The following is a 24338-nucleotide window of genomic DNA, read 5'->3' as shown; positions in this document are numbered from 1 at the left end:
AATCTCTTTGGGGGTAGAATTAAAACTATGCTATTAGATTTAGACCATGAATTCAACACAACTACAATAGTGTTTGGCTAACAAAAAAAGGAAACAAACCCATATCTTCACTTTCTAAATATTGAATAAATTCTTCCGATTTTTGCTCAGCTAATTGTTGAGAAAACTCATCTGTTCGACAAATTATGGGAGAACCATAAATAATTCTATCAACAAATAATTGATATTTTTGACTTTCTAGTCGTACGATAGAACCAACAAAAGCCAGATAGAGTATCAATGTAGATTGACCTATTTTAAAACTGAAAAATCTAACTTTACAATCATATTTTTCTATATTAGCTTTACCTGATAAAAGTTCAAAGCTAAAGGCTAAATCTTTGGGATTAGTATTCAAAATACGATATAGCAAACAGACTGTTTGATTTGCATTAAATAGACTATCGATGCTTACTGTCTTTTTTAGTGTCTGAAGACCGAATTCCCTACAAATAAAAAAGAACTTTCCAATCGTATCATGGAGGAATGAGTGATCATTAAAAGAATCTGTAATACCAGTAAATGGTATAGATATAACATCTTCATATTCTTCAAACTGTATTTCAAGCGTTGAAGAGTCCTTTCTTTCATCAAAAAAATTGGCAACAGAAAAATATTTCTTTAAAAGATTGAAATCAACTTCTCCTTCTAAATATTCAAAATAAATTTTCACTTTGGTTTCTATTTTTTTATCTCGGCTCACTTCTACTTTAGAAACAATTTCCAAAAAGTCGTTTTTGATCCGAAATCGAGGATAAATTTCTTCTGCATATAATTTTATTGGAGTTGCATAAAGCAGGGCATCAAACTGAATACCCTCATCAAATTCATGATATCTGAATCTTATACTTACTGCTCGAGGAGTAGGCTTAAGAGTTAGTTTGGCTTCAGAAACCTCGAACATGGGTTGTAGAGAAACAAGATCAAATCTTTTGTGGAAATATTTTCCGTTTTTGACAGTGACTTCATCTGAAATTCCTAAGCTGAGATTAATAAGTTTTTTGATCTCATCTTCTCCCTCAAGGGTGATGTTCAAGTCTCCACAGCCATTTTCAAAACCAATTTTTTGTTGATATTCTGATTTCGCTTGAAGATAAGACTCTAATGTCTTTGGGATATACTTGTGAATGGCTCTCTTCAAATCATCATCTCGGTTTAAATCAATGATGTTTGCTTCATCATACGTGATTGAAATTTTATGCTTATTTAAACGAGCACTTTCTCCTTTATTGTCCAACTCTCTTATTCTTTTTAAAGTCTTTTGAGTTATCTCATTACCTACATGAACTAAATAGGCAGACTGCGGTGCATTTTGACCATCAAAATGTACGAAGCAGTAGAATGCAGGCATCTGGGCTTTTACTAATTTCTCTAAACTTGATACTTCAATGCTTCGTTGTTTCTTTTCTAAGTCAGTTGCTTTAACTTGTACTAAACATTTTATTGGTGAAGGAGCTAAGTCCCTTGGTTGCCCTTGGATATTTTCAATGGGAAGCTCTACGAGAAAATCCCAACCCATGACATCTTCTTCTTTAGAGTCAATTACTGTGATGCCCGCCTTTATACACAAGCCTCGGAACCCATGTTCACCCAATTTGCCTAACTGCTGTGTACGCTCAGAAGTCATAAACCAGCTAACTTATTAATTCATATGTTCTATTTTACTGAAACCAAATGAAAATGGAGAGCTAATCACTCTATGGACTAAATCTAGAGTTTATTTTTTTGCAATTGCCTAATTTCTCTACCAAATACGTTTCATCTTGAGGGATAAGCCTTGTAACTCTGGAGAGCAATCTACAGTTGCGGGTTTTTCTCGAATTTGTGGATCTTGGTCTGGTTGATAGATATAAACAGTTTGATTTTTGCGATCTACTAAAATGCCAAGCTTTACACCATTTTCAATATATTCGACCATCTTGGCTTGTAAACGTTTGAGGGAATCACTACTCGAACGCAACTCAATGACAAAATCTGGGCAAATAGGCGCAAATGAAGCTTGTTCTTCATCGGATAATTGATGCCAACGGTCTAAGCGAATCCATGACACATCCGGCGATTTGGTTGACCCATTCGGCAAGGTAAAACCTGCACTCGAATCAAAGGTCTCACCAGTGCCATCCTCTTCTGCCCAAGCCATAACTTGATAGAGCAGCTTGGCATTCCGGTTACCAGTATCAGAAAAAGCTGGCGGCATAACAATCACTTCGCCTGTTGCCAGACGTTCAATCCTTAAATCACGATTGGTGCGACAAAACTCTAAAAACTGCTCATCACTCATTTTGAGCTGAGGTGTAAATGCAGACAAATCGAGCGTTAGAGGCTGTAGCGAACTCTGAACTTGTAATGTTGCCATAACTGCTTACACCAAAGCGTTTTTCGATATTCCAAGTTTAGCAAGTGATAAAAAAGGCGATCGCCGCACATTTTTAATCATGGAACTGATATTTGAGTTGGATTTCACCGCCAGTCACAGAAGTCGGAGTGTATACAATTTCTGCATCATTGGCATACCAATCACCTTGCCATTGAAAATCGATAATGCCCGAAAGTTCTTCGGTTAGGTAGGGTTCTTCATCGAGCATGACTGAGATTTGAGCTTCGCCTTCAATCTCGCCACTGCCCTCTAATATCCAACCATAAATGTTTTCTTGGTTTGGTTGCTTGGTGAGGATAATGGTTTGGCTTTGGGTCGAATCGTTAACGGTGTGGGTACGAAAACCTTGACCACAGCCGGATAATAAAGTGGCGATCACTACACCATAGATAAAATTTTTCATAGGAACAAAATCGGCGATCGCCATTCTCCTGGATCAGACTATTTGGGCATCGAAAGAGAAGTCGTTTCAGTTTCTGGCATACCTGTTTCAATTGCACAGATACAAGGCTCCTGTTCCAGCCATTGTGTTCCTAATTGATGCATGGCCATCAGAACAGGGCGAAATTCTAAACCCTTTGGTGTCAGGGAATATTCAACCCGTGGTGGAATCTCTGGAAAAACTTCTCGTCGAACTAACCCATGATGTTCAAGATCACGGAGTCGGGCGGTGAGGGTTTTAGTGCTGATACCAGGAAGCGCTTTTAGAAACTCATTGGTGCGGCGCGGCCCCTTAAATAATTCTCGAAATACTAAAATTGACCACTTATTGCCCAGAAGATCGACAACAAATTGGATCGGGCAACGGTAAGACGGATCAAAACAAATATCTTTATCAGTCATAACAAACAGCCTTTTCCCAATTATTTTTTTGAACTTTTAGCATTTCTTTATAAAAGGCTAGACCCTAATCTCTACGCTAATTTTTCCCTTGCGGTAACTATAGGGCCGCAATAGAAACTATCTTGTCAGCCCTCAGAGCCTTCGGAATGATGGATTTTACGGAATGCAATTTTTGCACTCTTCTTTTAAGAACTTTTTATTGATATGGTTACTGCATTTTCTCCATCGGATACAGTCACTTTGCGACCGGGCATTAAAGCGCCAGTCAAAGAAACGCTCCTCACTCCTCGATTCTATACGACTGATTTTGAGGAGATCGCCAATATGGTGTTAGATCTCCAGGATGATGAGATTGCCGCCGCCCTAGATGAACTGCGTGCCGATTATAATCGCCATCACTTTATCCGGGATGATAGTTTTGACGGCTCTATCGATCACATCGATGAGAAAACCCGCGCCGCGTTTATCGATTTCCTTGAACGATCTTGCACCTCAGAATTTTCGGGATTCTTACTCTTTAAAGAACTATCCCGCAAATTAAAAGGTCGTAGCCCAGTACTCGCTGAAGCCTTTGGATTACTCGCCCGCGACGAAGCCCGCCATGCTGGATTTATTAATAAAGCGATGGTGGACTTTGGCTTATCCCTCGATCTCGGTTACCTCACAAAAAAACGCACCTATACCTTCTTCCCGCCAGAATGGGTAATTTACTCGGTTTATCTGTCGGAAAAAATTGGCTATTGGCGTTATATCTTAGTTTTCCGTCACCTCGAAAAACACCCCGAGCACAATCTCTATCCACTGTTTAACTACTTTGAAAATTGGTGTCAGGACGAGAACCGCCACGGTGATTTCTTTAAAGCTCTCCTGCGATCGCAACCAAAAATGTGGGACACCTGGCAAGGGCGATTATGGGGACGATTTTTCCTATTGACTGTCTTCGCCACTCATACAATCACAGTCTTTGAACGCGCAGATTTTTATGAGGCGATTGGTATGGATGTACAACAATACAACATTGATGTCATTCGCAACACCAACGAAACTTCTGCCAAAGCTTTTGCAGAGATTATGGATGTGGATCATCCACAGTTTTTTGCACTACTCGATAAATGTTCGGAAGCGAACGAGACAATGGCTGAAATCAGCATGGGCGATCGCCCCCCTATCGCAAAGTTTCTCCTGAAGCTCCCTTCAATTTTGACCATCATTTGGTGCTTAATTCGTCTCTATTTTTTCAAACCTATTGATGCCGAAAGCACCCGCTGCGAGGTCCATTAACCCTAGACACAAATATTTCCTTTCTTCTCAATTTTCTATTAAACACTCTACCCAGTCAGGACACACCAAAAATGATGACTTTATCTCAAGCGCTCCGTGAAGGGACAAAACAATCTCACACTCTTTCCGAAAATACAGCCTACATGAAATGTTTCTTGAAAGGTGTGGTGGAGCGTGCACCATTCCGTAAACTGTTGGCGAATCTGTACTTCGTCTATGGCATATTAGAAGATGCTTTATTAGATTTTCAGAACGATCCGATCCTCGGCACAATGTATTTTCCTGAGCTAAATCGAGCCGAGAACATCGCAGCGGATTTGGAATTCTACTACGGTAAAAATTGGGATGAAAAGATCAAACCAACTCGCAGTGGATTGTACTATGTCTTGCGGTTACAGGAACTAGCAAGTCATGATCCTATTTTGTTGATTGCCCATGCTTATACCCGTTATCTGGGAGATCTTTCCGGTGGGCAGGCTCTCAAATCAATTCTCCGTACTGCCCTAAAACTGCCTGAGAATAATCTGGGGGCGACAATGTTTGTATTTGATACGTTGCCGACACCGGGCGATCGCCGTGAATTTAAAGCAAATTACCGTGCAACCTTAGATGCCTTACCTCTAGACGATGCCACCATTGAGCGTATTGTTGCCGAAGCAAATTATGCTTTTGCCATCAACCGCGCTGTCATGCATGATCTTGAACCAGATGTAAAAGCAGCAATTGGTGAACATACTTTCGATTTATTGACTCGCCAAAATCGTCCCGGCAGTACCGAAGCCCGCTGTCCCCATGCCCAAACCGTTGCCCTAGCCACAACGGAATAGGTTTTTAAAATATTTTCTCCAACCTGTCCTTTTTTTAGTGGATTGTCGCACACAAATTCCGCACTATTTTGCCATGAAACATTTGTCTCAATCGGTCAAGTTTGATCGGGATTTAATCCAGAAATACAATCAATCGGTGCCGCGTTATACGAGTTATCCTCCTGCCACTGAGCTAACCGCTGATTTTGATATTGATGCTTTTCGCACGGCGATCGCCATCGGTAATCACAAGCAGACACCTTTGTCGTTATATTGTCATATTCCCTTCTGCGAAAAGCCTTGTTATTTCTGCGGTTGCAACACAATTATCACCCAGAATAAAAACTTTGTACCGCGATATTTAGAGGCATTAACGCGCAATATTGAGCAAGTCGCAGCATTGGTAAACCCAGATCGTCGCGTCCAGCAATTCCATTGGGGCGGTGGCACACCAAATTATCTCAATTTAGAACAGGCGGAATATCTATGGAATACGCTCAATCAGCATTTCACCCTTGCAGACGATGCCGAGATTTCCATTGAAGTGAATCCTTGCTATGTGGATCGAGAGTATATCTTTTCCCTCAGACAGCTAGGCTTTAATCGCATTAGCTTTGGCATCCAAGATTTCAATCCCCAGGTACAAGAAGCTATCAATCGTATTCAACCAGAACAAATGCTGTTTGATGTGATGAGCTGGATTCGGGAGGCTGGCTTTGAAAGTGTGAATGTCGATCTCATTTATGGTTTGCCGTTCCAAACGTTAGAGACATTCCGAGAAACCATTCAAAAAACCCTAAAGCTCAATCCAGATCGAGTGGCAGTGTTCAATTTTGCCTATGTGCCTTGGCTGAAACCTGTACAAAAACGGATGCCCCAAGCAGCAATGCCCAGCACTGCGGAGAAACTCGATATTTTCAAAATGACCATTGATGAACTGACCCATAATGGCTATGTGTTTATCGGCATGGATCATTTCGCGAAACCCGATGATGAATTGGCGATCGCCCAGCGAGAAGGAGAATTACACCGCAATTTCCAGGGCTATACGACTCAACCGGAATCCGATTTACTTGGTTTCGGCATGACCTCTATCAGTATGTTGCAGGATGTCTACATTCAAAATCACAAACGACTGAAGGATTTTTATGGCGCAATTGAAGCCGGAGTATTACCCATCGCCAAAGGATTTCAGTTGAGTCGAGATGACTTAATTCGACGAACAGTGATTATGGAATTAATGTGCGAATTCCAACTGTCAGCCTCGGATCTCGAAGAAAAATATCACCTCGGCTTTGACATCGATTTCAATGATTATTTCGCAGACGTTTTATCAATCCTCGATAACCTCGAAGCTGACGGTTTATTGCGCCGCTGGGGTGATGGCATTGAAGTAACTCCCCGTGGCCGTTTGCTCATTCGTAATATTGCAGCTGCTTTTGACCCTTATCTCCAAGGGAAAGGCGATCGCCACAAAACATTCTCTAAAGCAATCTAAAAAAACGTTGGTTTTGCAATAAGAGGGAGTGTTTAACTCCCTATTTTTTATACCTATTTAGTTGATAACAAATCTGTAATTTACATGACGAAAGCTATATCAAAAAACACCCAGAAACGCCCATTAGATTGGGTCTCTGTTTTCTTTTTTGCGGCAGTACATGGATTAGCGTTACTGGCACCTTGGTTTTTCTCTTGGTCTAGCCTTGGTATCGCAATCTTTCTCCACTGGCTATTTGGCAGTATAGGCATTTGCCTAGGCTATCACCGCTTACTCAGTCATCGCAGTTTACAAGTACCAAAATGGCTCGAATACACCATTGCTTTTATTGGCACATTAGCCTTGCAAGGTGGCCCAATTTTTTGGGTAGCAGGACATCGTTTACACCATGCCCATACAGAAGATGAAACTCAAGATCCTTACTCAGCAAAACGTGGCTTTTGGTGGAGTCATATGCTCTGGATGCTATATCCAACTCCCGATTTCTTTGAATATAAGCGCTATAAAAAATATGCTCCTGATCTTGTCCGCCAAGGCTACTATCGCTGGCTAAATCGAAATTTTCTCTTATTACAAATCCCCTTAGGATTATTGCTTTATGTCCTGGGTGGTTGGTCTTGGGTTATTTACGGTATTTTTGTCCGCGCTGTTATCCTCTGGCACAGCACATGGCTCATTAACTCTGCTACCCATGTTTGGGGCGATCGCCGCTTCGATGTAGACGATAACTCTCGAAACCTTTGGTGGGCTGCAATCTTTACGTATGGCGAAGGTTGGCACAACAATCACCATGCCTACCCTCGGGTGGCCAAAGCAGGCTGGCGTTGGTACGAAATTGACATGACTTGGTGGGCAATTTGGTTACTATCTCGCTTGGGTTTGGCAAAGAAGGTCATTATGCCTCCACCAAATTTATAACCACACCATTAATAGTTTTCTTTCTCATCTAATTAACAGCTTTAATCCCACTAGATCTATTTGATCTAGTGGGATTTTTTTAGATCTTCACCAAGCTTTTATGACTTTCTCTAGTAAACATAAAAAACAATACAAATAATAGTTCATCTTTTTTTGATCTTAAATAGTCTTTTAACTCGTATTCATTTAGATAGATTACTGAAAGTAAAAAAATTGAGGATTCAAAGCATAGGCAATATAGTCCTAAAAAACAGCATCAAAAAGAGTTGTCATTTATTTATTATTTTGTTTACAGTAGCAATGTGATTAAGTTTACAAAAAAGCTTGATCCCAGTACTTGAAACTGGACATTAGTATTATGACTACCGTTCTAAATTCAGGAACAAAAATATCTATTTGGGAACATTTTTGTCGTTGGGTAACCAATACCGAAAACCGCTTTTATCTTGGCTGGTTTGGAATATTGATGATTCCCACATTATTAACCGCAACAATCTGTTTTATTCTCGCTTTCATCGCAGCTCCGCCTGTCGATATTGACGGCATTCGAGAGCCAGTCTCTGGTTCCTTGCTATACGGCAATAACATTATCACCGCTTCCGTTGTCCCTAGTTCTAACGCCATTGGCCTACATTTTTATCCTATTTGGGATGCCACATCTATGGGTGAGTGGCTTTATAACGGCGGCCCCTACCAGCTCATTGTGTTCCATTTTATTCTTGGCATTTTTTGTTATATGGGTCGCGAATGGGAACTCTCCTACCGACTCGGCATGCGCCCTTGGATTGCTGTCGCTTTTTCAGCCCCTGTCGCTGCGGCAACCGCTGTTTTAATGGTTTACTCCATTGGGCAAGGTTCATTTTCTGATGGTATGCCCCTCGGAATTTCTGGCACTTTTAATTTCATGATTGTCTTGCAAGCTGAACACAATGTTTTAATGCATCCCTTCCACATGATTGGTGTGATTGGTGTATTCGGTGGAGCCTTATTTTCAGCGATGCATGGTTCTCTCGTGACTTCTTCTTTAATTCGCGAAACAACGGAGAGTGTATCTCAAAATCGTGGCTATAAGTTTGGTCAAGAAGAGGAAACTTACAACATCGTTGCAGCCCATGGTTACTTTGGACGATTAATCTTCCAATATGCCTCTTTTAATAACAGTCGTGCCTTACATTTCTTGCTTGCAGCTTGGCCTGTCGTTGGGATTTGGTTTGCCTCTTTAGCTGTTGCTTGTTTTGCATTTAACTTAAATGGCTTTAACTTCAATCAATCTCTATTAGATTCCCAAGGGAAAGTGATTAATACCTGGGCCGATATTATCAATCGTGCCAATCTCGGTATCGAAACAATGCACGAGCGCAATGTTCATAATTTCCCTCTAGATTTAGCCGCCAGTACACAATCTCCGGTGGCGTTACAGGCACCATTGATTAACAGCTAACGCTTTCACCTTTCCTCTCCAACAAGCTCATCACCATCAATCCCTATGTCACGGTAGGGATTTTTTCTGTCCGCCATTCATTTTGAGCAGTAGAGATGCAGTCATTATCTCGGCTCAAAATCAGATCAACTAAGGAATTATCAATCATGCAACGACTATCTCTCAAACAAATTCTAATCATTATTAGTCTTAGTTTATTGCTCCTATTTAGTAGCTTTGCTTGGGTATCTCCGAGCTATGCCAGCATCCGGCAACAGGAAGAAAAACCGGGACAAATACTCTATCAATCTCGCCACTCTATCCGAGATAATCAGGGTCACACTTGGCAAGTGATTTTATTTAAACGGGTAAAAGATGGTGAGGTTAAACAAGTCGATTTGCGCTTATCTGGCTATCCCGACCAAACCATATTTCTCCATCCTGCCGACTTAGAAATCACTCACGGCGATCGCCCACAACTATTAGCGCCCGATCAGTTTGCGGCAGAAGCTCCAGCCCCCAATGTTGGACAATTTGATCTGAGCGAAATTTTACCGCAACTACCCACCAACGGCACAGTAAAACTTAACCTGCCTCTCAACAATCCTGTCACCATTAAGATTCCGATTGCTGTCCTACTGGAATGGCAATTGATCATGTAATGACTAGGGCGATCGCCGGCCATCCAGCGCCTATCGTTTTACCCACCGGCTGTATTGATTAGTTCCATTCTCCTTGCAGGATAAAGGCAGACCAATAGTAAGGATGAGTCCATTGGGTCTCTTCGCGCATTTCTCGTTGGGTTTCTTTAAGGGCAGCGGCAGCAGTGAGCTTTTCTTCAAGTAAATTGCGATAAAAACGCGTCATAAATTCGGCAGTCGCTTCATCGCTCACTTGCCAGAGACTCATCACAATTCTCGGCACACCTGCATACATAAACCCACGGCTCAAACCAACTAATCCCTCACCTTGGACATTTTCCCCCAGTCCAGTTTCACACGCACTAAGCACAAGGAGATTAGCATTTAGTTTCAAATTAAAGACGTCATTGAGTCGTAAAAATCCATTTTGGAGCTGCTGATTTTCGTCAAACAGAGACAACACTAAACCCGATAATTCTGGTTCGCTAGCATTCAGAAAGCCATGGGTCGCAATATGAATCAGTTCATAATTTTGGAGGCGATCGCCCATCAAGATGTCACGGTTTGCCTCAAAATCAAAAGCCTTAAGGGTCTCGGTGTTATTGGGAAGCAGCTCCAAAATCCCTTGTGCTTCAGTGCGAGTACCGGGAAGGCGATCCCAATTAACCTGCTCAAAATTATTCGCCGAACGTTTTAGGGCAAGTAACGCTAGGTCATTTTCTGGAATCTCTAACTCTAAATTTTGTTGAGGTTGGATAGGCGTAGCACAATTTGCACCCTGGCCTTGCAGACGGCAATCAGCTTGATTAAAGACCGGATCAGCAAAAATTGCGAAAGATGAATCCTGCTTAATGGGGGCGATCGCCTGTTGCCGCAAAATCGCGAGGGTAGAAGCAGATGGGAGATTAATAATTTCGTGGCGATCGCTGAGGGGCTCGTAATCACTAGTACTACTCAGAATACTAAAGGGTAAATAATGTAGATTCCCATCAGCAACCACCAAAACTCGTTTGCCTTGTAACTGGACAGCAGCAGGAGCCAAAATCACTTGACTCAACTCTTGGAGTGTTGCTTGTCGGTCTTGTTGGCGCTGTTGTTGTCGGGCTGATGGTAGACCTTCTCGCACATCGGTAATCTGTTGTCGGGCTTCGTTAATTAGTGGGTTAAGTTCCAGAGTGGAGGGCAATTCATAGCTCATGAACTCATTTTTTGTGACTGCCCAGAGATAACTTTTTTCTGCTCCTAGTGCATATTGAAGCAGGATTGTATCTTCATCAAGAATTTGGTTTTGTAATGTTTTGACATCAAGGGTTTGAGGATATTTGAGGTCAGCATAATTGGGACTAAGACGGCGGATTTTATCCTGTAAGGCCTCATATTCTGTCACCAGAGCAGACAACGTTACATCGACTTGCTCTTTCTCTATGTCAGTACTCTGATCTGTGCCATAAATCTCGATACGTTCAGCTTCAGTTGAGTTTAATTGAGCGAGGAGGGTTTTTTCTTGTTCAAGGAGATCGGAATCAATACCTGTTCTAATGTCCGCATTGGCCTCAGTGAGAAGCTCCAATAAGGTTCTGGCACGGGATTTTTCGCTCGCAGCAAAGGCTCGTTGAGCAAAGCCTTGACCAGGATTTTCCTGATCCAGTTCCATCAATAATTTGATATAGAACTGATAGTAAGTTTGCACAGTGGCAAAGTAGCTTTGGCGCAATTCTGGGCTAACCACTTTCGTGCGTAAATCTTCGACGATGGCGATCGCCTGTTCCATTGTGTTGAGGGCGACTTCTGATTGACCCTGTTCATACTCTAGGGTTGCCAGATTAACAAGATTTAGGGCTTCTGCACTGCGATCGCCAACAGCTTGAGCTAAGAGTAATGCTTGGTTATAAAAATTGAGGGCTTGCTCAAATTCTCCCAAGTTACTGTGGACAAGGGCAATGTTGCCAAGGGTGGTGGCTTCCATACGACGATCGCCCACATCTCGAATGATCGGTAATGCCAGATTAAAAATCTCTAACGTGTCTTGCGGCTCATCAATTAGCGAAGAAATTAAGCCCAAATTATTTAAAGTTGTAGCAGTCATCCGGCGATCGCCAATCTCAGTGGAAAGAGAGAGAGATTCGTTGTAAAACTCGTAGGCCTTGAGGTACAGCTCATTATGTTGCCGTTGTTGCGCGAGGACTTGATAAGTCAACCCCAAATTATTGAGACTAGTGGCTACCATTTGGCGATCGCCAACAGCCCGCGATATTGGTAAAGACTGTTGATAATATTCCAAGGCCTGATCATATTCGCCGAGGGAATAATAAACGAGACCAATATTGTTTAGGGTTGTCCCCACCATGGGGCGTGCGCCACCGAGTTCCGAGAGAGGCAAAGATTTTTGATAGGCATCTAAGGCTTGTTGTTTTTCGCCCAGCGCATCGTACGCCAAACCCACATTATTAAGGACAGTGGCTTCCATCGTGGGGTCACCAATGGATCGGATAATCACCAATGCTTGATCATAGAAATCAAGGGCTTTTGGTTTATCTCCGAGGGAGTCATATACTAAGCCAATATTATTCAAAACAGTGGCTTCCATCCGGCGATCGCCCACTTCTTTTAGTAGAGGCAGCGCTTGGTCGTAATACTCTAAAGCCTCATCTTTTTCGCCGAGGTCATTGTAGGCAAAGCCAATATTATTGAGCAGAGTGCCTTCCATATTTTTATTGCCCAGCTCCCGCACAATCTCTACTGATTGGTCATAGAACTCAATGGCTTTTAACTTGTCACCAAGGGCATTGTGAGTCGAGCCAATATTACCCAGAACTGTGGCTTGCATTTCAAGATCGCCCACTTGCTCTGATAGTGCTAATGCCTCGGCATAAAGTCTAAACGCCTCTTGTCTTTCACCAAAACCATCTTGGAGCAGACCGATAAAATTGAGCGCTCTGGCTTCTCCTAACAAATCCCCTGCACTACGGAAAGAAGGTAAAGCTTGCTCATAATATTTGAGGGCAGTTTGGTTTTGACCCAAGAGATCATAAGCACGCCCCAACAGTAGATATAGCAAAGCAATATCGTCGGGTCTCTCACTAGCTAATACCTCTGGTTCGACCATTTCCCAGTTGGCGATCGCCAATTTATATCCTTCTTCTGTCTCTGTTTGAAAAGCGGCGAGCCCCTCCAGAACCAGTTGTTCGACTTCAGCAGAGAGAGATGACTCTTGAGCTTGGGCAAGAAGAGGTAACGAAGAGGAGAGAGGCTTGGATTGCAGTGTTGCTTGCGGAGTACCCTCAAGTACTGAAGCCGATTGAGCAGGAATCTGAGCATTGAAAACAGCACAAAATATAGCTGTAGTGAGGGTGAATAATGTTGCAGATTTCGTCTTCATACCAGTCTCCATTCTTTCTCTATCTTAATCTTCATCACTTGAGACTAAAAATCTGGCTTCCACTTACTTAACAGAAACGAAAGATCATTTTTTCTGAATTTTTCAAAGAAGTTTTGACACTATTTTTTGTTCTGGGATTGGGGCGATTTTGATGTCTATCTATCTTCTCTTTTCATCAGAGACATTAAGTTTGTTCCTGTGAAGAATGTATAAAACAATAAAGCTTCTTTCAAAAGACTCTACATAATTAAAATACGAACCACTCTATATTCAATTTCAACAATGCTTGATTTGTTTTCTCATCAAGACAAGTAATGGAAAACAAAAATCAATCAATTATTGGCTAGCTAAGATGAATATCAGACATAATCACCAAGTCGATTAGGATCCTTATTTAATCAACACTTATTGTCCAAATATCCAACCCTTTTCTGCAATATAAGCAGTTCATGAAATCAAACAATAAAATCAAATTCTTAGATGAAAAGATTTTTCACGCCTAAACCTCGAATAATAATCATAGGGTCAGGATTGATTTCAATCACATTTTTTCTTGCCTGGCGGATTATATTGTCCTATCCATATCTATTGGAAAATCCAAATTGGGTATTCAATCAACCTTCTGACAAAGAAATCATTGAGTCTTTACCTTCTCTGCAAGATGTTGACTATCAACCTCTCAAACTATTATTACAAAATAAAAAATGGGAAGAGGCTGATAAAGAGAACCAAAAAGTTTTAGGAAGATTATTATTCCCAGGTAGTTCTGGCTTTTATTTTTTACAAGCCAAAGAAATCAAAAAAATGCCCTGCACTGACTTGCTAACCATCGATCGACTTTGGATGACATTTAGCGATCACCGTTTTGGCTATAGCATCCAAAGGGATATTGTCGAAAAAGACAATCAGTTAATCAGTCCAAAAGAAATCAGACAAACCTGCGTCAATAAATGCCCGATAGAAAGACCCCGGACAATCAATAGCGAAAAATGTACATTCGATTGCGAAACTCAACGCATCCAAGCGGAATTTGAGAGAATTCCAGAGGAGATGGGGAGAGGAAAATCACAGGTTAATGTGCCATTTCCAATGGGCTATTATCCTTCACCACCTGATCTGCTCTCTGATCATCCAGCGAATATCTATCGAGCACTAGCCGAACGGGCTAACCGTTGCCAAATCTAAATTAATGGCTCTATCTAAATCGCATGAGTACAAGATCTGTAAGGTGAGAACATTATGACTAAACAGCTAAGATGGCAAGCTTTCCTAGGGCGATGGGTAATAGCCTGTGCAATCACTCAGCTCTTACAAATTTGGGGTGATGGTCTTGCGAGTTGGATTCATTCGGGTCTCAGTGTGGAAGGCTTAGGAGGGGGAATATTATTTAGCCTGACAGTATTACGGCTGGTAAGTGCGGCATTGGGTGGACTCGCTCAATGGTGGGCATTGCGACCTTGGTTATCTTCTTTTCGGGGCTGGGTCTTTGCAACAAGCCTCGGGAGTGCGATCACCTTACTTTTCGTCAATAGTCTTTGGTCACTAAATCTTAGGCCAGTGACAGAGGGATTCATGGGCATGATGATGCCTTTGGTCTCTACGTTACCTAGCTATGTATTTTTAGGAATGATGGGGTTAATTTTAGGGGCTGCACAGTGGATTGTTTTACGGCAAAAAATTGCTGGGGCAGGTTGGTGGATATTGTTAAGTGGTATTGGATTCCTTGGTGGACAGGTTTTGACAACGACCATTCAGTCAATGCTTGGGCCGACTGGCATAGATGTGAGGCAAGCTGCAATAAATCCAGTGTTTTGGGCGATCGCCACTGTCAGCACAATATTTTACTCTGTGATCACAGGATTGTTTTTAATCAATCGTCTAGCAAAAAACACTGTAAAAACAGATTTAGAACCATAGCGAATTAAAAGCAGATTAACGAAATTCTGACGTTGATGAATCAGTACATAAAGTGTGTATCTTCCCTGAAATAGGAAAGTGGCGATCATCGAAATTAACGTTTGAGATAAATAAGCTCCATTAGCGTGGGGGCAATGAAGCAACCGAAGGCACAAAAACTAATGCAAAACCAAATCCAATAACCCAAATACATCGTTTGAAACGCTAAAACTTCCAGCCGTTTTCCATCACCGTGGTCAAAAATCCGCACTCTATCACCGATCACCTTTGCTGGTGGATTCGTAGCAGGATGATTCACGAAAGTATGGGTTTTAAAATCAGCGCCTTGGTACTCAACTTCTAGTGCATAACTGATGCCATTATTATCGCGATGCTCCTTATGTCCAACAACAATGCCATCGTATTGAGCCGCAGTTCTCAAAGCATTATGTTTCTTGACTACATGGGGAATGCAGAAAAATAAGGACACAGCTAAAACTAAACCCACCGCTCGAATGAACCACATTCTTGCTTTTCTCCAATACTCTCCCTAAATCATAGAGTTTACCGATTGAAGTTTGAGCATGGGTGGCGATCGCCTTCATAAAACCCCGAATAGAATAGATGGCATAACGATTGAGGTCAGCAACGCGATGCAACTCGTTACTCACAAATTTTCCGTGGAAGACTATCACCGCATGGGCGAGACTGGCATCTTGCCTCCCGATAAAAATTTTGAATTAATCCGTGGAGAAATCCTTGAGATGTCCCCTGTTGGTTTTAAGCACGCTTACACAGTTCGACAAATTACTGCACTCTGTTATGAAAAATTTTCAGCTGTGATTAGTGTTCAAGACCCCATCCTCTTACTAAATGAGAGTGAACCAGAGCCAGATATTACGATTCTTTCAGGCTCTCCCCAGCAATATGCAGAATGTTTGCCGACTGCCACTGATGTTCAGTTACTCATTGAAGTTTCAGATAGCACCCTGCGATATGACCAAACAGTAAAACTCCCTCTATACGCGGAGAACCGAATTCCGGAAGTATGGATTGCTAATATCCAAGATCAGCAGTTGGAAGTTTATCGGGAACCTGATGGATCAACTTATTCTCAAATGCTAGTGCTGAAAGATTCAGAAAGTATTGCGCCGTTAGCTTTCCCAGAGATTCAGATTATGGTGAAAGATATTTTGGGGTAAAAATGAGGCGATCGCCAATAGCCTCAAAAAAAGAATAGATTCAAAAAAAGCAAAATCTTACGGTAACGCATTCCGTACTTGGGGATTAATTTAGAGTAGTGAAAACTTTTGAGTACAAAAATTTCTATGATTTAGAGAAAGCATAATTTGTCTCTAACACCTTCACTACAAACTTTCTATTCCATCTTGAGATGCCCTTCATGCCGAAACAATTTCTCCACAAAAATCGCAACTACCGAAAACCAATCACCTATCTAGCACTGGCATTGTTAATGACTAGCTGCGCAGGCCAAAAACTACCAGATGAACCTACAACGGTAACCTCTGGCAATACCCCTGAGGAAACAGTAGTCGCAGAAGAAACAACAGCTCCACCATCAACTCAGGCCAGCCAAGAATCGAAGACAAACACAGTTACCGAAGTGGCGACTTCATCCCAAACTTCCAATACACAAAAAGTTAATATCGAGACTGTACTCAAAGATTTTGACCAAGGAACACCATATGCGGTTGTCCGCGATCGCCTAATCAAAGAAGGATGGGTTCCCGTAGAAGCTCCAAACCCCGGTGATTTTGGTGTGGAGCGGGAGGCTTATGATGCGGGATTCACCGAAGTTACAGCTTGTGCGGGTACTGGATTAGGTCAGTGTCAATTTAATTTTGAAAACCCAGCCGGTCAGAAAGGGCTTTCGATTACGACCTATGGGGGTTCAGAGTTTCAGTTTGGTGATTGGAATATTTCCTCCAATGCTGCTACTTCATCTCTCAATGGCAATGGTGAAATTGTTGTAGCAGAGGGTAGCGAGCTGATCCAAGAAGGGCACAGTGAGATTCCCGCGCAGTTCCAAGGCGAGTGGAATATGGATCTAGAAGGCTGTGGCTCGTTATTGAGTGATGGTCGATTAGAAATTGGCCCTAATCAACTTCAATTTTATGAATCTGTGGGGACTGTCTCAAACATTATGGTGACGGGGACAGCTGGATTAACTGTGACGTCTGAATATTTTTCTGAAGGAGAAACTTTTACTGATACGGATTCTTTCCAATTATCCGGCGATAATTTAACCTTGACACACCTCGGAACCAATACTGTGCGGTATCGCTGCTCTTAATTCTCAACTGTTTCTAGCATGGCGATCGCCTGAAAAGTCTTTTGGCTAAATAATATGGCGATCGCCGCGAATTTATTTCTGGTTTCTGCGTTTAATCTGTAGGGGGAAGTCAGGGACAAAATTAGAAGTTTTTAGCTGTTGTTCTTGATTGAAAAAAGTTAGATTGCCGTGGCGATCGCAAATCCAGACTTCCTGCGCCCCAGCATCAAAATAAAGTGTTTTCTTGAACTCCATTTCCTTGGGTGTATTGCTAGCCGACAGTACCTCAACACAAATTTCAGGCGCAACCGAAGCAAAAACTTCGTCTAAAATGATATCTGCCCTTGCATCAGAAGCCCACGCCACATCCGCAACTTTCACATTGTCAGCAGTCTGGATTGCACATTCAATCATTGCCTCACCTTCAGTCGTCAGTTGCTCCAATAAAGAACCAATTCGATTTTGGTAAAAACCATGCTTAATTTTGGCTGGACTCATCACAATCTGACCCCATTGATTCAGCTCGATTTTGTAAGGTAAGTCCTGTAGTAATTTGTCATCACAAATGTCTTGCCATTGCATGAATTTTGCCTCGGTTTAGCTGACTAAATCCAATATACCTTGCTAGTATAGTAGGAGTTTTGAGAAAATTAGCGAGAGTGGCGATGCTTATTTAGCTAAATTTTCGACATCATTCACGAAAGTGCCTAAGATTGATATTTTATCTATTTTATTATTTTGGTGACCTAGATCTTTTCGCATTGCCAATAGTAATTGACCAAATAATAGAATAAGATTATTCGGAGACATTGAAATATTGTTACTTGCTATTTGCCGAAACTCAATGTAGAGCTTCAAAACATCATCAGATGCCCATAAAATCAGGTCGGGAGTCATATTAGCAAATCCCTGAACTAATTCATCTTCACTCTTAGGCTCTCGTCCCAGCTTAGAAGCCAATATAGAATCAAAGAAGAAATTAATGACTTGGTCGTATATTTCAGTTTTCTGAGGTTTTTGCTCATTACGGATTTGAATTTGTAAATTACCCGCAAATGTAATTAATGCGCCTAGGAGGGCAATCAAAATTGTGATGAATTGCCAAGGAGCTTTACCAATCTCATGAAACAAAGCCCAAATAACCAATCCAATAATAGTAATTGTGACTAGCCCAATACCTATACTTTGCCAGTTAGTATCTCTTTTCATATCTGTCAAATAACACAATAAGAATGGAGTCAATCTACTTTCTAAGGCTATAAAGCCTGAAAAATCTTTGTATAGCCTCAGCAATATCAGTTCATCCATACTAACAACTTTTCAAGAAAGCGAAGTGCTTATCTCGGCTAATTCCTCTCTTTATGTTGAATTGAGTGGCAATGTTGTCCATGGTCTATTGGACGATTAGCAGGCGATCACCCAATACATGCCCAGTCTCTATGTCTTAAAGAATTGCAATCTTCGTGAGCTTAACCTTGCGCGAAAATAGTGTGGAATAAATTTCACGATAATAAATTTAAGATGTCTGAAACTAATATCGAATCGATTTTGCAGGAGAATCGCACCTTTGATCCTCCCACAGCATTTTCTGAGCAGGCACATATCAAGAGCCTAGATCAATACAAGGAACTCTACGAAAAAGCAAAAAATGACCCTGAGGCGTTTTGGGGTGAACTGGCAGAGCAGGAACTGGAATGGTTCGAGCCATGGGACAAAGTATTGGATTGGCAACCGCCCTTCGCGAAATGGTTTGTCGGCGGTAAGCTCAACATTTCCCACAATTGTCTCGATCGCCATCTCAAGACTTGGCGCAAAAATAAAGCAGCTCTGATTTGGGAAGGGGAACCGGGTGATTCTCGGACTTTGACCTATGCCCAACTTCATCGTGAAGTTTGTCAGTTCGCCAATGCCATGAAAAAACTAGGCGTTCAAAAGGGAGATCGCATCGGTATTTATATGCCCATGATTCCTGAAGCGGTTGTGGCATTATTGGCCTGTGCTCGGATTGGTGCGCCCCATACTGTAATCTTTGGTGGATTTAGCGCCGAAGCATTACGCAGTCGCCTCGAAGATGCTGAAGCCAAACTTGTAATTACCGCTGATGGTGGATTCCGCAAAGATAAAGTGGTTTCCCTCAAGCCTCAAGTGGATGCGGCAATTTCTGGCGATCATGCACCCAGTGTTGAAAATGTTCTCGTGGTTCAACGCACCAAAGAAGACGTAGAAATGGTGGATGGCCGTGACCATTGGTGGCATGAGATGCAAAAAGAAGTGTCTGCCGATTGCCCCGCTGAACCGATGGATGCAGAAGATATGCTCTTCATCCTCTACACCAGCGGCACAACGGGTAAACCCAAGGGTGTTGTCCATACCACTGGCGGCTATAACCTCTACACCCACATGACCAGCCAATGGATTTTTGATCTCAAGGATGACGATGTGTATTGGTGTGGTGCTGATGTGGGCTGGATTACTGGACACAGCTACATCACCTATGGCCCCCTCTCTAACGGTGCGACGGCGGTGATGTACGAAGGTGCGCCCCGTGCTTCTAATCCTGGTTGTTTTTGGGAAGTGATCGAGAAATATGGCGTCACCATTTTCTACACAGCGCCCACTGCAATCCGTGCTTTCATCAAAATGGGCGAAGATATTCCGAACAAGTACGACATGAGTTCGTTGCGTCTGCTCGGCACTGTTGGTGAACCCATTAACCCTGAAGCTTGGATCTGGTATAACCGCGTCATTGGTGGTGAAAAATGTCCCATTGTGGATACCTGGTGGCAAACGGAAACTGGCGGCGTAATGCTCACTCCTCTTCCCGGTGCAACCCCTACTAAGCCAGGTTCTGCAACCTTACCTTTCCCCGGTATTGTGGCAGACGTGGTTGATCTCGATGGCAATCCCGTTGGCGCTAATGAAGGTGGTTATTTGGTAGTGAAACAACCTTGGCCTGGTATGATGCGCACGGTTTATGGCAATCCCGAACGGTTCCGCACTACTTATTGGGAACATATTGCGCCCAAGGATGGCAACTATCTCTATTTTGCGGGGGATGGTGCACGCTGTGATGAAGATGGTTACTTCTGGGTGATGGGTCGTGTGGATGATGTCATGAATGTGTCTGGTCACCGTCTCGGCACCATGGAAGTAGAATCTGCATTGGTTTCTCACCCTGCTGTGGCAGAAGCGGCGGTTGTCGGTAAGCCTGATCCCATTAAAGGCCAAGAGGTATTTGCCTTTGTCACCCTCGAAGGAACCCAAACCGCTAGCGATGAGCTAGAGAAGGAACTAAAAGCTCACGTTGTGAAAGAAATTGGGGTGATCGCCCGACCCGGAGAAATCCGCTTTACCGATGTGATGCCAAAGACTCGTTCTGGAAAGATTATGCGTCGTTTATTGCGTAACCTAGCTGCTGGCGAAGAAATTGCTGGTGACACTTCAACTCTCGAAGATCGTACAGTTCTCGAAAAACTACGCGGTTAAAATAAAAAAGATGGGGATTTAATTTACAAGTTAAATCCCTTTCTCAACTCACCCACCTTGGACATAGAGAGGTTTGGTTCGTGGTTGCAACACCTGTGCAATTGTCTCTGGATTCCTTTCTCGCTAGCGACTATATCGAGACTTCTCCTGCATGGGAATATCTCAACAATGCAGCGGTACAAAAACCAATGCCTAAATTTCGCCATTCTATTCTGCAAAAGCGATTATTGTTCGCGTTGACTGCAATTGAACCTCAATACTTAGCTCTACCAGAATTACGTTGTACTTTTGGCGATCGCTCCATTGTTCCGGACATTACAGTTATTGCCTTCGAAAATATCCAATTAGATGATTACGGAGAGCCAGAGGATAATTTCACTAAGGCTCCAGACTGGTCTCTTGAAATTCTTTCGCCCAATCAAAATGTTCATCGAGTTGTAGATAACCTCTTACATTGCCTCAAGTTTGGGACACAGCTCGGTTGGCTAATTGATCCTGGTGATCGCTCCATCCTAGTTTTTAAACCCAATCAAGAACCCAGCATTTTTCGAGACGAGCAATTATTACCAATACTGCCAGAAATCACTTTAGAATTAACGCCCCAAACTATTTTTCAATGGTTAACGCTTGGTCAGAAACAATAGGCGATCGCCTCTCCTCTCAAGTCTCAGAAAAATTACAAGATAAAATATAGCCAAGTTCTCTGATGGGCGATCGCCATGATGACCTTTACCCTTGATTTCACTTCTGTAGTGAAGATTGATGACGAACAATTTGCGCAGATTTGCAAGAATAATCCGGATGTTCAGTTTGAGCGTAGCGCAGCAGGAGAACTAATTATCATGCCTCCAGTTGGCGTAGAAAGCGGAAATCGAGAGATGGATCTGATGGGTCAACTCTGGAATTGGAATCGTAGTAAGCAGTTAGGTAAAGTTTTTAGCTCCTCAACTTGTTTCAAATTGCCAAATGGTGCCTTAAAATCTCCCGATGCGGCATGGGTTGAATTGTCAAAATGGCAGAATCTTGACCTACAAGAACGGAAAAAATTTGCGTGTCTCTGCCCAGACTTTGTGATTGAATTACGCTCGGAAAGCGATTCTCTCCGAACTCTACAAAACAAAATGACAGAGTATATCGAGAATGGAGTAAAGCTCGGTTGGCTTATTGATCCTCAGAAAGAAGAAGTGACAGTTTATCAAGTTGATAAAGAGCCAGAAGTTCTCGTAAAGCCTCAATCCATCAATGGTGATGATATTTTGCCTGATTTCGTTTGTACGCTAGATTTTCTCTGGTAAAAGTGTTTGAGGTGATGGAGTTCTCTAGAACACACAAGGTTGATCATCGAACTGACAAGTCATATTACTTCTACAAAAAATGATATTTTTCGCTGACTTAACACCTTAATATGTATGGGCACAGAGATGCTGAAAAAATGACCTCAATGTGGGATGGCTTGGCGAAGACCATCAATTTCCGGTGGGACAAGTCTCCATAAAATTCATTACTATCATTCAAAAGCTCTGTTCACAACCTGTCATGTTGCATCGCGGTTTTCATTGTTGCGAATTCTGTGATAATGCAACTGGTAATGGACAGATTTGTGTGCGCCACCCTAATGGTAATTGGTACTCTGCACCAACAATGCTGCATCATTATGTCACCGTTCATCATTATTTGCCGCCGGAAGAATTTATCGAAGCAGTACTCAATCCTATTGAAGTAATGAAACCGGAATAAAATGTTCAAGAAATTTTTCGTAGATAATTTCCTGAATGCATTGGACTGTATTTCATCTCTTTTCTACTAACTAATACTCAATCTTTTGTTTAACTAGATCTTTCCTAGTTAATCTGCTTTTCAGGGAAGTCTATCTCTACAATTTCCACCATAAAATATTGTTAGGCTCAGAAAATCAAAGAAAGCTTAATCCCAGAAAAACATTTAGATAAGTAAAGATTTCATCCCAAGAAAAATCAAGAAGAGTTACGTTCTATGACTTTAGTATCTTGATTCCAAGAATTAAATTGACATCTGGCAACTCGACACGATAAGTCAGAGTTAACCACTCATTATTTATAAGGCATTTAAAAACACAAACTTTCCAAAATTTCGAGTCTATTAGGCGCAGAATTACATGGATGCAAATTTAATCGTTTCTAATATTTTAAACCCTCCAGTCCTATTCTTTTTTCTAGGTATGGCAGCGGTTTTTGTCAAATCTGATCTGGAAATTCCACCACCAATTCCAAAACTATTTTCACTGTATTTGTTACTCGCGATTGGTTTTAAGGGAGGGGTCGAATTAGTTAAAAGTGGCGTCACACAGGAAGTTGTCTTAACGCTTTTAGCCGCAATGCTAATGGCATGTATTGTGCCTCTATATACCTACTTCATTTTAAAGATCAAATTGGAGACCTATGATGCGGCGGCGATCGCCGCGACTTATGGTTCTATCAGTGCCGTAACGTTTATCACAGCTGGTGCATTCTTGACAGAGTTAGGGATTGCTTATGATGGCTATATGGTAGCCGCGCTAGCCTTAATGGAATCACCTGCCATTATTGTCGGATTAATCCTCGTTAATCTATTCACTGTTGATGAAAAGCGTGAGTTTTCATGGAGTGAAGTATTGCAAGAAGCATTTCTCAATAGCTCCGTATTTCTATTGGTTGGTAGCCTAATAATTGGCGTATTAACTGGAGAGCACGGTTGGGAATTACTATCACCGTTTACTCAAAAAATGTTCTATGGCGTCTTGACTTTCTTCCTATTAGATATGGGCCTTGTCGCTGCGAAAAGGATTAAAGACTTACAAAAAACCGGTGTTTTTCTTGTTTCATTTGCAATCCTAATTCCGATTGTTAATGCAGCTATTGGATTAGTCATTTCAAAATTAATTAATATGCCCCAGGGAGATGCACTTTTGTTTGCTGTTTTGTGTGCTAGTGCTTCCTATATTGCTGTCCCAGCGGCAATGCGTATGACTGTACCAGAAGCAAATCCGAGTTTATATGTCTCAACTGCTCTTGCCGTGACATTTCCATTCAATATCATTGTCGGCATTCCGCTATATCTGTACGGAATCAACCTTTTGTGGAGGTAACCCCATGCACCTTGTGAAAAAGATAGAAATTATTGCTAATTCTTTTGAGCTGGACAAGATTTTAAATAACTTAGATACATCAGGTGTACATGGTCATGCAGTGATTCGCAATGTGATTGGGAAAGGATTACGAGGTAATGTTGAAGATTTAGATATGACAATGCTCGATAACGTCTACATTATTGCTTTCTGCACACCAGAACAGGTAAAAGATGTTGTCGGAAACATTCGTCCATTGCTAAATAAACTGGGAGGAACTTGTTATATTTCCGATGTAATGGAAGTGAGTTCTGTGAAGTGTGTATCGTCTATCTAAATGACTTTCAAGAATGAGAAATCTAGAGGATATCTAAATTCT

The 24338-nt window shown here is 41.9% G+C and carries 24 protein-coding genes; 16 read left to right on the top strand and 8 right to left on the bottom strand.

Annotated elements, in window-relative coordinates; translation table 11 throughout:
- Nucleotides 1-61: 61 nt before the first annotated feature.
- The 4 genes from LEPTO7376_RS06835 to LEPTO7376_RS06820 form a co-directional block, all read right to left on the bottom strand.
- Complete coding sequence (locus tag LEPTO7376_RS06835; RefSeq protein ID WP_015133483.1) at nucleotides 62-1666, bottom strand: hypothetical protein; 1605 nt, start codon at nucleotides 1664-1666, stop codon at nucleotides 62-64.
- A gap of 117 nt (nucleotides 1667-1783) precedes the next feature.
- Nucleotides 1784-2395 carry a Uma2 family endonuclease gene (locus LEPTO7376_RS06830; protein WP_015133482.1) on the bottom strand — a complete coding sequence of 204 codons (612 nt, stop codon included), beginning with the start codon at nucleotides 2393-2395 and terminating at the stop codon, nucleotides 1784-1786.
- A 73-nt stretch (nucleotides 2396-2468) separates the two neighbouring features.
- Nucleotides 2469-2819 carry a hypothetical protein gene (locus LEPTO7376_RS06825; protein WP_160148401.1) on the bottom strand — a complete coding sequence of 117 codons (351 nt, stop codon included), beginning with the start codon at nucleotides 2817-2819 and terminating at the stop codon, nucleotides 2469-2471.
- A gap of 38 nt (nucleotides 2820-2857) precedes the next feature.
- On the bottom strand, nucleotides 2858-3259 hold the full coding sequence (locus LEPTO7376_RS06820) for a helix-turn-helix domain-containing protein (protein WP_015133480.1): 402 nt from the start codon (nucleotides 3257-3259) through the stop codon (nucleotides 2858-2860).
- A gap of 204 nt (nucleotides 3260-3463) precedes the next feature.
- Between LEPTO7376_RS06820 and acsF the strand changes: the two genes are divergently transcribed.
- The 6 genes from acsF (at nucleotide 3464) to LEPTO7376_RS06790 (ending at nucleotide 9844) form a co-directional block, all read left to right on the top strand.
- A complete protein-coding gene (gene acsF / locus LEPTO7376_RS06815) occupies nucleotides 3464-4540 on the top strand; it encodes a magnesium-protoporphyrin IX monomethyl ester (oxidative) cyclase (protein WP_015133479.1) in 1077 nt (358 codons plus the stop codon).
- Between the two features lie 71 nt (nucleotides 4541-4611).
- A complete protein-coding gene (locus LEPTO7376_RS06810) occupies nucleotides 4612-5367 on the top strand; it encodes a heme oxygenase (biliverdin-producing) (protein ID WP_015133478.1) in 756 nt (251 codons plus the stop codon).
- A gap of 73 nt (nucleotides 5368-5440) precedes the next feature.
- Complete coding sequence (gene hemN, locus LEPTO7376_RS06805) at nucleotides 5441-6844, top strand: oxygen-independent coproporphyrinogen III oxidase (RefSeq protein WP_015133477.1); 1404 nt, start codon at nucleotides 5441-5443, stop codon at nucleotides 6842-6844.
- Nucleotides 6845-6928: 84 nt separating this feature from the next.
- On the top strand, nucleotides 6929-7762 hold the full coding sequence (locus LEPTO7376_RS06800) for a fatty acid desaturase (protein ID WP_015133476.1): 834 nt from the start codon (nucleotides 6929-6931) through the stop codon (nucleotides 7760-7762).
- A 358-nt stretch (nucleotides 7763-8120) separates the two neighbouring features.
- Nucleotides 8121-9203, top strand: coding sequence for a photosystem II q(b) protein (psbA, locus tag LEPTO7376_RS06795; protein ID WP_015133475.1), 1083 nt, complete (start codon nucleotides 8121-8123; stop codon nucleotides 9201-9203).
- 146 nt (nucleotides 9204-9349) lie between these two features.
- Complete coding sequence (locus LEPTO7376_RS06790; protein WP_015133474.1) at nucleotides 9350-9844, top strand: DUF3122 domain-containing protein; 495 nt, start codon at nucleotides 9350-9352, stop codon at nucleotides 9842-9844.
- Between the two features lie 58 nt (nucleotides 9845-9902).
- Here the strand turns inward: LEPTO7376_RS06790 and LEPTO7376_RS06785 are convergent, their stop codons facing one another.
- On the bottom strand, nucleotides 9903-13202 hold the full coding sequence (locus tag LEPTO7376_RS06785; RefSeq protein ID WP_015133473.1) for a tetratricopeptide repeat protein: 3300 nt from the start codon (nucleotides 13200-13202) through the stop codon (nucleotides 9903-9905).
- Nucleotides 13203-13772: 570 nt separating this feature from the next.
- On the opposite strand from LEPTO7376_RS06785, the gene LEPTO7376_RS06780 reads away from it, so the two are divergent.
- Both LEPTO7376_RS06780 and LEPTO7376_RS06775 read left to right on the top strand, forming a co-directional pair.
- Nucleotides 13773-14387: a GUN4 domain-containing protein gene (locus LEPTO7376_RS06780; protein WP_015133472.1), complete on the top strand. Its 615-nt coding sequence runs from the start codon at nucleotides 13773-13775 to the stop codon at nucleotides 14385-14387.
- Between the two features lie 54 nt (nucleotides 14388-14441).
- On the top strand, nucleotides 14442-15119 hold the full coding sequence (locus LEPTO7376_RS06775; RefSeq protein ID WP_015133471.1) for a hypothetical protein: 678 nt from the start codon (nucleotides 14442-14444) through the stop codon (nucleotides 15117-15119).
- 94 nt (nucleotides 15120-15213) lie between these two features.
- Here LEPTO7376_RS06775 and LEPTO7376_RS06770 read toward each other — a convergent pair whose 3' ends face one another.
- The gene (locus tag LEPTO7376_RS06770) at nucleotides 15214-15624 is read right to left on the bottom strand and encodes a hypothetical protein (protein WP_015133470.1); all 411 of its coding nucleotides are present in this window, start codon (nucleotides 15622-15624) and stop codon (nucleotides 15214-15216) included.
- 58 nt (nucleotides 15625-15682) lie between these two features.
- Between LEPTO7376_RS06770 and LEPTO7376_RS06765 the strand changes: the two genes are divergently transcribed.
- Together LEPTO7376_RS06765 and LEPTO7376_RS23290 are read left to right on the top strand one after the other, a co-directional pair.
- Nucleotides 15683-16300: a Uma2 family endonuclease gene (locus LEPTO7376_RS06765; protein ID WP_216700283.1), complete on the top strand. Its 618-nt coding sequence runs from the start codon at nucleotides 15683-15685 to the stop codon at nucleotides 16298-16300.
- A gap of 200 nt (nucleotides 16301-16500) precedes the next feature.
- The gene (locus tag LEPTO7376_RS23290; protein ID WP_015133468.1) at nucleotides 16501-17412 is read left to right on the top strand and encodes a hypothetical protein; all 912 of its coding nucleotides are present in this window, start codon (nucleotides 16501-16503) and stop codon (nucleotides 17410-17412) included.
- Nucleotides 17413-17484: 72 nt separating this feature from the next.
- Here LEPTO7376_RS23290 and LEPTO7376_RS06755 read toward each other — a convergent pair whose 3' ends face one another.
- Together LEPTO7376_RS06755 and LEPTO7376_RS26895 are read right to left on the bottom strand one after the other, a co-directional pair.
- Nucleotides 17485-17973 carry a Uma2 family endonuclease gene (locus tag LEPTO7376_RS06755; RefSeq protein WP_015133467.1) on the bottom strand — a complete coding sequence of 163 codons (489 nt, stop codon included), beginning with the start codon at nucleotides 17971-17973 and terminating at the stop codon, nucleotides 17485-17487.
- Nucleotides 17974-18060: 87 nt separating this feature from the next.
- Complete coding sequence (locus LEPTO7376_RS26895; RefSeq protein ID WP_015133466.1) at nucleotides 18061-18699, bottom strand: hypothetical protein; 639 nt, start codon at nucleotides 18697-18699, stop codon at nucleotides 18061-18063.
- A gap of 213 nt (nucleotides 18700-18912) precedes the next feature.
- Here LEPTO7376_RS26895 and acs point away from each other — a divergent pair, with 213 nt between their 5' ends.
- The 6 genes from acs (at nucleotide 18913) to LEPTO7376_RS06720 (ending at nucleotide 24296) form a co-directional block, all read left to right on the top strand.
- Complete coding sequence (gene acs, locus LEPTO7376_RS06745; protein ID WP_015133465.1) at nucleotides 18913-20877, top strand: acetate--CoA ligase; 1965 nt, start codon at nucleotides 18913-18915, stop codon at nucleotides 20875-20877.
- Between the two features lie 80 nt (nucleotides 20878-20957).
- Entirely contained in the window at nucleotides 20958-21521 is a 564-nt protein-coding gene (locus LEPTO7376_RS06740) for a Uma2 family endonuclease (protein ID WP_015133464.1), read from the top strand.
- 75 nt (nucleotides 21522-21596) lie between these two features.
- A complete protein-coding gene (locus LEPTO7376_RS06735; RefSeq protein ID WP_015133463.1) occupies nucleotides 21597-22172 on the top strand; it encodes a Uma2 family endonuclease in 576 nt (191 codons plus the stop codon).
- A gap of 241 nt (nucleotides 22173-22413) precedes the next feature.
- A complete protein-coding gene (locus tag LEPTO7376_RS06730; RefSeq protein WP_160148400.1) occupies nucleotides 22414-22614 on the top strand; it encodes a hypothetical protein in 201 nt (66 codons plus the stop codon).
- A 397-nt stretch (nucleotides 22615-23011) separates the two neighbouring features.
- A complete protein-coding gene (locus LEPTO7376_RS06725) occupies nucleotides 23012-23980 on the top strand; it encodes a sodium-dependent bicarbonate transport family permease (RefSeq protein ID WP_015133461.1) in 969 nt (322 codons plus the stop codon).
- Nucleotides 23981-23984: 4 nt separating this feature from the next.
- On the top strand, nucleotides 23985-24296 hold the full coding sequence (locus tag LEPTO7376_RS06720; RefSeq protein WP_015133460.1) for a P-II family nitrogen regulator: 312 nt from the start codon (nucleotides 23985-23987) through the stop codon (nucleotides 24294-24296).
- Nucleotides 24297-24338 lie beyond the last annotated feature (42 nt).

Origin of the sequence: [Leptolyngbya] sp. PCC 7376 (assembly GCF_000316605.1) — a bacterium.
Lineage (GTDB): Bacteria > Cyanobacteriota > Cyanobacteriia > Cyanobacteriales > MRBY01 > MRBY01.
This window is presented reverse-complemented; position numbering and strand designations above follow the sequence as displayed.

Excerpts from the sequence above, each read along its gene's own strand:
- LEPTO7376_RS06835 (WP_015133483.1), bottom strand. The coding sequence starts at position 1,666 with ATGACTTCTGAGCGTACACAGCAGTTAGGCAAATTGGGTGAACATGGG.
- LEPTO7376_RS06830 (WP_015133482.1), bottom strand. The coding sequence starts at position 2,395 with ATGGCAACATTACAAGTTCAGAGTTCGCTACAGCCTCTAACGCTCGAT.
- LEPTO7376_RS06825 (WP_160148401.1), bottom strand. The coding sequence starts at position 2,819 with ATGAAAAATTTTATCTATGGTGTAGTGATCGCCACTTTATTATCCGGC.
- LEPTO7376_RS06820 (WP_015133480.1), bottom strand. The coding sequence starts at position 3,259 with ATGACTGATAAAGATATTTGTTTTGATCCGTCTTACCGTTGCCCGATC.
- acsF (WP_015133479.1), top strand. The coding sequence starts at position 3,464 with ATGGTTACTGCATTTTCTCCATCGGATACAGTCACTTTGCGACCGGGC.
- LEPTO7376_RS06810 (WP_015133478.1), top strand. The coding sequence starts at position 4,612 with ATGATGACTTTATCTCAAGCGCTCCGTGAAGGGACAAAACAATCTCAC.
- hemN (WP_015133477.1), top strand. The coding sequence starts at position 5,441 with ATGAAACATTTGTCTCAATCGGTCAAGTTTGATCGGGATTTAATCCAG.
- LEPTO7376_RS06800 (WP_015133476.1), top strand. The coding sequence starts at position 6,929 with ATGACGAAAGCTATATCAAAAAACACCCAGAAACGCCCATTAGATTGG.
- psbA (WP_015133475.1), top strand. The coding sequence starts at position 8,121 with ATGACTACCGTTCTAAATTCAGGAACAAAAATATCTATTTGGGAACAT.
- LEPTO7376_RS06790 (WP_015133474.1), top strand. The coding sequence starts at position 9,350 with ATGCAACGACTATCTCTCAAACAAATTCTAATCATTATTAGTCTTAGT.
- LEPTO7376_RS06785 (WP_015133473.1), bottom strand. The coding sequence starts at position 13,202 with ATGAAGACGAAATCTGCAACATTATTCACCCTCACTACAGCTATATTT.
- LEPTO7376_RS06775 (WP_015133471.1), top strand. The coding sequence starts at position 14,442 with ATGACTAAACAGCTAAGATGGCAAGCTTTCCTAGGGCGATGGGTAATA.
- LEPTO7376_RS06770 (WP_015133470.1), bottom strand. The coding sequence starts at position 15,624 with ATGTGGTTCATTCGAGCGGTGGGTTTAGTTTTAGCTGTGTCCTTATTT.
- LEPTO7376_RS06765 (WP_216700283.1), top strand. The coding sequence starts at position 15,683 with ATGGGTGGCGATCGCCTTCATAAAACCCCGAATAGAATAGATGGCATA.
- LEPTO7376_RS23290 (WP_015133468.1), top strand. The coding sequence starts at position 16,501 with ATGCCGAAACAATTTCTCCACAAAAATCGCAACTACCGAAAACCAATC.
- LEPTO7376_RS06755 (WP_015133467.1), bottom strand. The coding sequence starts at position 17,973 with ATGCAATGGCAAGACATTTGTGATGACAAATTACTACAGGACTTACCT.
- LEPTO7376_RS26895 (WP_015133466.1), bottom strand. The coding sequence starts at position 18,699 with ATGGATGAACTGATATTGCTGAGGCTATACAAAGATTTTTCAGGCTTT.
- acs (WP_015133465.1), top strand. The coding sequence starts at position 18,913 with ATGTCTGAAACTAATATCGAATCGATTTTGCAGGAGAATCGCACCTTT.
- LEPTO7376_RS06735 (WP_015133463.1), top strand. The coding sequence starts at position 21,597 with ATGATGACCTTTACCCTTGATTTCACTTCTGTAGTGAAGATTGATGAC.
- LEPTO7376_RS06730 (WP_160148400.1), top strand. The coding sequence starts at position 22,414 with ATGTTGCATCGCGGTTTTCATTGTTGCGAATTCTGTGATAATGCAACT.
- LEPTO7376_RS06725 (WP_015133461.1), top strand. The coding sequence starts at position 23,012 with ATGGATGCAAATTTAATCGTTTCTAATATTTTAAACCCTCCAGTCCTA.
- LEPTO7376_RS06720 (WP_015133460.1), top strand. The coding sequence starts at position 23,985 with ATGCACCTTGTGAAAAAGATAGAAATTATTGCTAATTCTTTTGAGCTG.